Below are 9,364 nucleotides of genomic sequence, written 5' to 3' on the forward strand. Positions count from 1 at the left end.
ACCGGCGTCTCGATGGCGGTGACCTGGGCGCTCGGGGTGCACGACGGCTTCAGTTTCTCGGCGGGTCTGATCGACTACGTCATCAACTGGCGACCTCAACTACCGCCGTCTGGTGGGCGACCGGCGATGGCCGCCGACCACGCCCTTCGCGCAGGCGACCGCATACTTCCCCGGCCCGGTGGCCGCGCTGCGCACCCTGAAGTCGGATGTGGTCACCGGTCTGTCCGCCGCCACCGAGACCACCCTGGTGGCGGCGGAGCAGCAGCGCTGGCGCACCAGCGGCACGCACGCGCTGATCCAGGCCGACGTCTCAAGCGACGGCGACCGGCAGTGACTTGACGCCGTTGATGAAGTTGGACACCAGCCGCCCGGCCGGGCCCGCGAGCCGCGGCCCGGGCAGCGCGCGCAGCACCTCCTCGTGGAGGACCCGCAGTTGCAGCCGGGCGAAGTGGGCGCCCAGGCAGACGTGCGGACCGTCCCCGAAGGAGACGTGCGGGTTGGGGGAGCGGGCGAGGTCGAGCCGGTCCGGGGCGGCGAAGGCACGCTCGTCCCGGTTGGCCGAGGCGTGGAACACCACGACCTTGTCGCCCGCCCTGATCCGCCGGCCCGCCAGCTCGGTGTCCCGCGCGGCCGTACGGCGGAAGGACAGCACCGGCGGATGCCAGCGCAGCAACTCCTCGACGGCCGAGGGGATCTCCACCTTTCCCGCGCGCAGCAGTTCGTACGCGCGCGGGTGCTCCGCCAGCGCCAGCAGGCCGCCGGGCGCCGCGCTGCGCACGGTGTCGTTGCCCGCGACCGTGAGCAGGAAGAAGAACATCTCCAGCTCCGCACCGGCGAGTTCCGCGTCATGGGCGAGCGTCGTCATGATGTCGTCGGCCGGGTACCGCCGTTTGTACCCGGCCAGCTCCCGGGCGTAGGCGAACATGTCCCGCAGCATCGCCGGGGACCGCGGATCGACCGGCTTGCCCGCCTCGTCCAGCACCGGCGGACCGGCCTCGTCCGGATCCTGGTAGCCGATCACCCGCTGGGTCCAGCGCAGCAGCAGCCGCCGGTCCTGCCCGGGAACGCCCAGCAGGTCGGCCAGGTTCAGCAGGGCGTACTCGTCGGTGACGGCGGCCACCAGATCGACCGTGCCGTCCCCCTCCCGGGCCCGCTCCAGCGCCCCCGCGAGCAGCGTGCGCGCCCGCTCCCGGGCGAGAGCCGCGAACCGTTCGACGCGCCCCGGCGTGAACGCCCGGCTCACCAGCCGCCGCAGCCGGTTGTGCTGCGGCGGGTCCTGGTTCAGCATCATGCGCCGGATGAACGGCAGATCCTCCGGATCGGGGTCCCGGATCTGGGTCGCGCCGATGTACGACGAGTAGGTGCCGGCGTCCTTCAGGACCCGTACGACGTCCGCGTGCCGGGTCACCGCCCAGAACCCGGGCCCGGCCGGCCACCCCAGCACCTCCGGCTCCTCCTGCCACGCCACCGGATGCCGGTCGCGCAGCACCCGGTAGTCGTCGTGGGGCACTCCGGCGGCGTACCGGCGCGGGTCGAACACGTCGGGCACCGGCCCGGCCTCGCGCACGCTCACGCCGTGCCGTCCTCGTCCGCCCGCAGGAAGTCCTCGACCACGCGGATCAGTTCCAGCGGGGTCTCGTCCAGCGCGTAGTGCCCGGCGCCGGGGAGCGGCACCAGCCGGGCGCGGGGGTACCAGGACATCCAGGTCTCCCGCATGACCGCGGGCGACAGGGCCGGATCGAGCTCGCCCGCCACGGCCAGCGCGGGCACCTCGCTGCCCGTCACCTCGGCGTGGAAGTCCTCGCCCGCCCACGAGTCCAGCCAGGCCCGGAACGCCTTCGCGTCGCTGCGGTCCAGCGAACGGGCGACCATCCGGTCCAGCCAGGCGGCCGGGCGGCGGCCCCCGGTGGTGATGTCGATGATCGCGCGCCGGTTCTCCGCCCGGTGCGCCGCGTCCGTGAACAGCGCGCCCTGCTCGCCCGCCAGCGGCAGGCCCGAGGCGGGCACCGGCGAGACCCCGACGATCCGGCGCAGCCGCTGCGGGGCGAGCGCGAGCAGCCGCTGGGCCACCGCGCCGCCCATGGAGTGCCCGACCACCGAGAACCGCGCCCAGCCGAGCCGGTCGGCCAGCGCCACCAGGTCCCTCGCCGCCTCGGCCGTCGTGTACGGGCCCGTGGCGTCGCGGGCCTCGCCGTAGCCGCGCAGGTCGACGGTCGCATAGGTGAAGGCGGTGCGGTCCAGGTCCGGCAGGACGGCCGAGTAGGCGGACCGGTCGGCGAACCAGCCGTGCACGGCGAACACCTTGTGGGCGCCGTCGCCGTGCACCTCATGGGGCAGCACGAAGGAATCCATGCGCCTACCGTGACCTGCCCACAGGAGCACGGCAAGGGTGCGGACGGGGCATGCTCCGGGGGCGGTTCACGCGATGGTGTGATCATGTGCGGCCCGGTGGATGGGCGTTCGGGGCCGCGGGTAGGGCCCCGGCCATGACGCAGCCGTTCGAACTCCCGCACTTCTACGTGCCGTATCCCGCGCGCCTCAACCCGCACCTGGACGAGGCACGCGCCCACTCGACCGCGTGGGCGCGCGAGACTGGCATGCTGGAGGGCTCCGGGATCTGGGACCGGGCCGACCTGGAGGCGCACGACTACGGACTCCTGTGCGCCTACACCCACCCCGACTGCGACGGACCCGCTCTCTCGCTGATCACCGACTGGTACGTGTGGGTGTTCTTCTTCGACGACCACTTCCTGGACATGTACAAGCGCACCCAGGACCGCGCCGCGGGCAAGGCCCACCTCGACCGCCTGCCGCTGTTCATGCCGCCGGACCCCGTGACGCCCGTACCGGAGCCGGAGAACCCGGTCGAGGCGGGATTGAAGGACCTGTGGGCGCGCACGGTGCCGTCGATGTCCCTGGACTGGCGCCGCCGTTTCTCCGTCGCCACCGAGCACCTGCTCAACGAGTCGATGTGGGAGCTGTCCAACATCAACGAGGGACGGATCGCGAACCCCGTCGAGTACATCGAGATGCGCCGCAAGGTGGGCGGGGCGCCCTGGTCGGCGGGGCTCGTCGAGTACGCGACCGCCGAGGTGCCCGCCGCCGTCGCCGGCACCCGCCCGCTGCGCGTGCTCATGGAGACCTTCGCCGACGCCGTCCACCTGCGCAACGACCTGTTCTCCTACCAGCGCGAGGTCGAGGACGAGGGCGAGAACAGCAACGGCGTCCTCGTCCTGGAGACGTTCTTCGGCTGCACCACCCAGGAGGCCGCCGAGACCGTCAACGACATCCTCACCTCACGCCTGTACCAGTTCGAGCACACCGCGCTCACCGAAGTCCCCGCCGTCGCCCTGGAGAAGGGCCTCACCCCGGCCGAGGCCGCCGCGATCGCCGCCTACACCAAGGGACTCCAGGACTGGCAGTCCGGCGGCCACGAGTGGCACATGCGCTCCAGCCGGTACATGAACAAGGGCGCGCGCACCGACTCCCCGTGGCAGCTCCCGAGCGGCCCCGGCACCTCCGCCGCCGACGTCGGCGCCCTGCTCGCCGCCGCCGCGCGGGAACGGCTGCGCGCCTACTCCCACGTGCCCTACCAGAAGGTCGGCCCGACGCGGCTGCCCGACTTCCACATGCCGTTCCGGCTGGAGCTGAGCCCCCACCTCGACCTGGCCCGCCGCAACCTCGCCGACTGGTCGCGCCGCACGGGCATCCTCGGGGAAGGCGTCTGGGACGAGAACAAGCTCGCCGCGTACGACCTCGCGCTGTGCGCCGCCGGCCTGGACCCGGACGCCGGCCCCGAGGCCCTCGACCTCAGCGCCCAGTGGCTCGCCTGGGGGACCTACGGCGACGACTACTACCCCCTGGTCTTCGGCCGGCGCCGCGACCTGGCCGCCGCCCGCCTGACCACCGCCCGGCTCTCCCGGTGCATGCCCGTCGAGGGCGGACCGGACCTCGTCCCCGCCGACGCCATGGAACGGGGCCTGACCGACCTGTGGGCGCGCACCACGGCCGGGATGACCGCCGACCGGCGGCGCGCCCTCAAGGCCGCCGTGGACGCGATGACCGAGAGCTGGGTGTGGGAGCTGTCCAACCAGCTGCAGAACCGCGTCCCCGACCCGGTCGACTACCTGGAGATGCGGCGCCGCACCTTCGGGTCCGACCTCACCCTGAGCCTGTGCCGGACGGGCCACGGCCCCGCGATCCCGGCGGAGGTGTACCGCAGCGGCCCGGTGCGCTCCCTGGAGAACGCCGCGATCGACTACGCCTGCCTCCTCAACGACGTCTTCTCGTACCAGAAGGAGATCGAGTACGAGGGCGAGATCCACAACTCGGTCCTCGTCGTGCAGAACTTCTTCGGCGTGGACCAGCCGACGGCGCTCGGCGTCGTGCACGACCTGACGACCCGGCGCATGGAGCAGTTCCAGCATGTGGTCGCCCGCGAACTGCCCGTGCTGTACGACGACTTCGACCTGTCGGCGGAGGCCCGCGCGGCCATGGACGGCTATGTCCTGGACCTGCAGAACTGGCTCGCCGGCATCCTGAACTGGCACCAGAAGGTCGACCGCTACAAGGCCGAGTGGCTGGGCCGGCGGGCCCACGGCTTCCTGCCAGGACGCGCGCCCGCGGCGCCGGTGCCGGCCCTGCGCTGACACACGCGCGTGAGCCGTGGCCCGCCGGTCCACGGCTCACACCCGCACCAGCCGTTTCTTAATCTTCTCGTACGGAACCGGGCATTCAGGGAACTCCGGTGCGTCTCCGGGAGTCTTGCGGAGTAAGGGGAACAACAACCGCAGAACATCACGGGGGTGTTCGAGCTTGGCCGAGATCATCGAGAAGACCAGTGAGCGGATCACCGGGGGCACGGCGGGGGAGCGGGCGGACCAACCGGGCGAACTGACGCCGTACCTGGCGCCGTTACCCGTCCCGCCCGTCCTGCGCCCCGCCGCGGGCGACGTGCTGCACGAGACCGAGATCGCCCTGCGCCCCACCTGGGTGCGCCTCCACCCGCAGTTGCCGCCCACCCTGATGTGGGGGTACGACGGCCACGTCCCGGGCCCGACCATCGAGGTGCGGCGGGGCCGGCGCGTCCGCATCGCCTGGACCAACCGCATCCCCAGGGACACCGAGTACCCGGTGACGTCGGTCGAGGTGCCCGTCCGCGCGCCCGGCACCCCGCCCGCCACCACCGAGCCCGGCCGCGAGGGCGTCGAGCCGGACAAGGACGTCGCCGCCCTGCCCGCCTGGTCGGTGACCCATCTGCACGGCGCGCGGACGGGCGGCGGAAACGACGGCTGGGCGGACAACGCCGTCGGCTTCGGCGACGCCCAGCTGTCGGAGTACCCGAACGACCACCAGGCGGTGCAGTGGTGGTACCACGACCACGCCATGAACATCACCCGCTGGAACGTGATGTCGGGCCTGTACGGCACCTACCTGGTGCGGGACGACGAGGAGGACGCCCTCCAACTGCCGTCCGGAGAGCGCGAGATACCGCTGCTGCTGGCCGACCGCAACCTCGACACCGACGAGGACGGCCGGCTCAACGGCCGGCTGCTGCACAAGACGGTCGTCGTCCAGCAGAGCAACCCGGAGACCGGTAAGCCGGTCTCCATCCCCTTCACCGGCCCCTACACCACCGTCAACGGCCGCATCTGGCCGTACGCCGGGGTGGACGCGGCCTGGTACCGCTTCCGGCTGGTCAACGCCTCCAACGCGCGCATCTTCGACCTCGTGCTGATCGACGAGGACGGCGACCCGGTGCCGGGCGTCGTGCACCAGATAGGCAGCGACGGCGGGCTGCTGCCGCGCCCCGTGCCCGTCGACTTCGACGCGGCGCTGCCGGCCCTGACCGCCGCACCGGCCGAGCGCTTCGACCTGCTCGTGGACTTCCGGGGCCTGGCCGGCCGTACCCTGCGGCTGGTCAACAAGGGCCGCAACCAGCCGCCCGGGGTGCCCGACCCGGCCGGTGACGTGCGCTACCCGGCCGTCCTGGAGTTCCGCGTCGGGGACGCGTGCGAGCCGGACACCTTCGAGCTGCCCGAGGTCCTCTCCGGCTCCTTCCGCCGCCTCACCCACGACATCCCGCACGGCCACCGGCTGGTCCTGCTGACCCCGCCCGCCACCAAGGGCGCCGGCGGGCACCCGGAGATCTGGGAGATGACCGAGGTCCCGGACCCGGGCGGCCTGCAGCTCCCGGCCGACGGCATCGTCCAGGTCACCGGCCCCGACGGCACGACGAAGACGTACCGGCGCACCGCGCGCACCTTCAACGACGGGCTCGGCTTCACGATCGCCGAGGGCGCCCACGAGCAGTGGAGCTTCCTCAACCTCGCGCCCATCGTCCACCCCATGCACATCCACCTCGCCGACTTCCAGCTGCTCGGGCGGGACGCCTACGACGTCTCGGGCTTCGACCCCGCGGTGGGCGGCACCCGCACCCCGATCCGGTACGACGCCGGCACGGCCGTTCCGCTCGCCCCCAACGAGCAGGGCCACAAGGACGTCTTCCGGGTCCCGGGCGGCCAGCTGCTGCGGGTCATGGGCCGCTTCGACGGGGCGTACGGCCGGTTCATGTACCACTGCCATCTGCTGGAGCACGAGGACATGGGCATGATGCGCCCGTTCGTCGTCATGCCTCCCGAGGCGCTCAGGTTCGCGCACGGCCCCGGGCACGGCGACCACGGCGGGGGCCACACGGGCTGAGGCCGCCCGGAGCCGGAGGGCCCGGGGGAAGGAGGTGCCGGGGAGGCGGGGGCTGGTGGGAGGGTTCCATGACTACCCTCCGCCACCTTCCGGCCAGTCTCACTCTTTCGTGTCTCGTCGCGGCCCGGTGCCCCGGGTAGAGCACCAGCCGGAGGCGAGCGAACCATGGAACAGACTGTGTTGCGTCCCAAGCCGATGCCCGGTCAGAACCCGCGGGCGGGCGAGCCCGCGGGCCCCGACCGCCGCCCGCACGCGGCGCGCCGGCGTGGACGGCGGCTGCGAACCCTGCTGTTCGGGCTGCTCACCGGCATCGTGCTGGTGCTGTCCGGCGTCGGTATCGGCACGGTCGGAGCCACCGTGATCGGCATGAGCAGGCTCGCCGAACTCCAGCACCGGGCCCGGCCGCCGGGCCCCTCGGCTCCGGCCGGCCCGACCGCCGGCCGGAGCCCCGCCCCGGCCGTGCCCGGAGTGACCCTGGGCGTGGAGGCAGTCGACGCCGGGAAGCCGGGGGCGCTCGTGGTGGGCGTGCACGTCCCGGGCCCCGGCTACACGGCCGGTCTGGTCCGCGGGGACGTCCTGCTCCGGTTCGGCTCGACCCGCGTCGACACCGCCGCCGACCTCGCCCGAGCCGTCGCCCACGCCCGCCCCGGGAAGGACGTCCTCCTCACCGTGCGGCACAGCGGCGGGGGCTACCAGCAGTTGACGGTGGTCCCCGGCGTGGTGACATGACCGACCGGCCGCGCGGTTCCGGCGACCCCTGCGGAAGCCTCAGGGCCCGGCGGCCGTACCCGCGCCGTACGTCCGGCCGCCCCGGAAACCGCTGGTCGGCGGGCGTTCCGCGGCTCATGCCGAGGCTCTGCCGGATGCCGTGGCGGGCCGGGTGCGGAGTTCCGCCGGGCGTGCCGCGGCCGTCGGCCGTCCCGATCGGCTCGCGTCGGCCCGTCCGGGCGGGCAGGATGCTGCCCTGGACGCCCCCGCTCTGTCTCCTCACCCGCGCTCGGAGGCCCGGATGACCGGTAGTACTACGCCCGCGCCCTTCACCGCCGCCGACTACACGGCCCGCATGGAGCGCGCCGCACGCGCCGCGGCCGACGCCGGCCTCGCGGGACTGCTCGTGGCACCGGGACCGGACATGGTGTGGCTGACCGGCTACACGCCCACCGCCGTCACCGAACGCCTCACCGTGCTGGTCCTCGCCCCCGGCCGCGACCCCGTGCTCGTCGTGCCCACCCTGGAGGCCCCGGACGCCGAGCAGGCGGCCGGCGCCACCGCGCTGACCCTGCGCGACTGGACCGACGGCAAGGACCCCTACGCCACCGCCGCCGCCCTCCTCGACGACCGCGGCCGGTTCGGCATCAGCGACAACACCTGGGCGATGCACCTGCTGGGCCTCCAGCGGACCCTGCCCGGCACCTCCTACGCCTCCCTCACCGACGCCCTGCCCATGCTGCGCGCCGTGAAGGACACCGCCGAGCTGGAGCTGCTGGCCGCCGCCGGAGCCGCTGCCGACGCGGCGTTCGAGGAGATCCGGAAGGTCCCCTTCGCCGGCCGCCGCGAGTCCGACGTCGGCCACGACCTCGCCGGCCTGCTCCGCCGCTTCGGCCACTCCCAGGTCGACTTCACCATCGTCGGCTCCGGCCCCAACGGCGCCAACCCGCACCACGAGGTCGGCGACCGCGTCATCCGGCACGGCGACATGGTCGTCCTCGACTTCGGCGGCCTGAAGGACGGCTACGGCTCCGACACCACCCGCACGGTGCACGTCGGCGAGCCCACCGAGGAGGAGCGCCGCGTCCACGACGTCGTGCGCGCCGCCCAGGAGGCCGGGGTCCGGGCCGTCCGCCCGGGCGTGGCCTGCCAGGAGGTCGACCGCGCCGCGCGCGCGGTGATCACCGACGCCGGGTACGGCGAGTACTTCATCCACCGCACCGGGCACGGCATCGGCGTCACCACGCACGAGCCGCCGTACATGATCGAGGGCGAGGAACAGCCCCTGGTGCCCGGCATGTGCTTCTCCGTGGAGCCCGGAATCTATCTGCCCGGCCGCTTCGGCGTGCGCATCGAGGACATCGTCACCGTCACGGAGGACGGCGGCCGCCGTCTCAACGACACCACCCGTGAGATGGTCATAGTGGACTGAGAGGCCCAGGGAGACCACTCCTCGACGACACCCGGAACGGCGACGCGCGATCCATGACCCAGGAACCGACACCCACCGCGGACAGCGTCCGCAGACTGGTCCGTTCGCTGCTCAAGGACGGCACCGACGGCACGCGGGCACCCGACGTCCGGCCCGTCGGGGAGGGCCACCCGCACACCTGGTGGGTCGGCACCCGCCATGTGCTGCGCCTCGCCCCCGACCGGGACGCCTCTGTCCGCCGCCGCCGGGAACTGCGCCTGCGCGACCTGGTGCGCCCGCACCTGCCCGTCACCGTCCCGGTCAGCGTCGCGCACGGCGACTGGGCGCCCGGCCTCGCCTACACCCTCGACTCCCTGGTGCCCGGCGGCACGGCAGACGAGCACGACGTGTCAGCCCTCGGCGAGGCCGACCTGTCCGGACTGCTCACCGGCCTGCGCGCGGTGCCCGCACGGCAGGCCGAGACGCTCGGTGTGCCCCGCATCAACGCGGCGCTCAACCAGGCGACTTCGCAGTGCCAGACCG

7 protein-coding genes and 1 pseudogene are annotated in these 9,364 nt (G+C 73.4%); 6 read left to right on the plus strand and 2 right to left on the minus strand.

Features of this window, described 5'->3' with window-relative positions; all coding sequences use genetic code 11:
* Positions 1–88: 88 nt before the first annotated feature.
* Positions 89–334, plus strand: a pseudogene (locus ACWEN3_RS33700) (ARMT1-like domain-containing protein); the annotation flags it as partial.
* Here the strand turns inward: ACWEN3_RS33700 and ACWEN3_RS33705 are convergent.
* On the minus strand, positions 311–1,573 hold the full coding sequence (locus tag ACWEN3_RS33705) for a cytochrome P450 (protein WP_452978659.1): 1,263 nt from the start codon (positions 1,571–1,573) through the stop codon (positions 311–313). The pseudogene ACWEN3_RS33700 and the gene ACWEN3_RS33705 sit on opposite strands and share 24 nt — an antisense overlap.
* Positions 1,570–2,352 carry an alpha/beta fold hydrolase gene (locus ACWEN3_RS33710; protein ID WP_452978662.1) on the minus strand — a complete coding sequence of 261 codons (783 nt, stop codon included), beginning with the start codon at positions 2,350–2,352 and terminating at the stop codon, positions 1,570–1,572. Before ACWEN3_RS33710 ends, ACWEN3_RS33705 begins: the two co-directional genes overlap by 4 nt.
* A 134-nt stretch (positions 2,353–2,486) precedes the next feature.
* On the opposite strand from ACWEN3_RS33710, the gene cyc2 reads away from it, so the two are divergent.
* From cyc2 to ACWEN3_RS33735, 5 genes are all read left to right on the plus strand, one after another.
* The gene (cyc2, locus tag ACWEN3_RS33715; RefSeq protein ID WP_452978664.1) at positions 2,487–4,649 is read left to right on the plus strand and encodes a germacradienol/geosmin synthase Cyc2; all 2,163 of its coding nucleotides are present in this window, start codon (positions 2,487–2,489) and stop codon (positions 4,647–4,649) included.
* Between the two features lie 166 nt (positions 4,650–4,815).
* On the plus strand, positions 4,816–6,702 hold the full coding sequence (gene phsA, locus ACWEN3_RS33720; RefSeq protein WP_452978667.1) for an O-aminophenol oxidase PhsA: 1,887 nt from the start codon (positions 4,816–4,818) through the stop codon (positions 6,700–6,702).
* 165 nt (positions 6,703–6,867) lie between these two features.
* Positions 6,868–7,431: a PDZ domain-containing protein gene (locus tag ACWEN3_RS33725; RefSeq protein WP_452978671.1), complete on the plus strand. Its 564-nt coding sequence runs from the start codon at positions 6,868–6,870 to the stop codon at positions 7,429–7,431.
* A 280-nt stretch (positions 7,432–7,711) separates the two neighbouring features.
* Complete coding sequence (locus tag ACWEN3_RS33730) at positions 7,712–8,842, plus strand: M24 family metallopeptidase (RefSeq protein WP_452978674.1); 1,131 nt, start codon at positions 7,712–7,714, stop codon at positions 8,840–8,842.
* A gap of 53 nt (positions 8,843–8,895) precedes the next feature.
* On the plus strand, positions 8,896–9,364 hold a 469-nt coding region (locus tag ACWEN3_RS33735), incomplete at its 3' end, for a phosphotransferase (RefSeq protein WP_452978677.1).

The organism is Streptomyces sp. NPDC004561 (assembly GCF_053602155.1).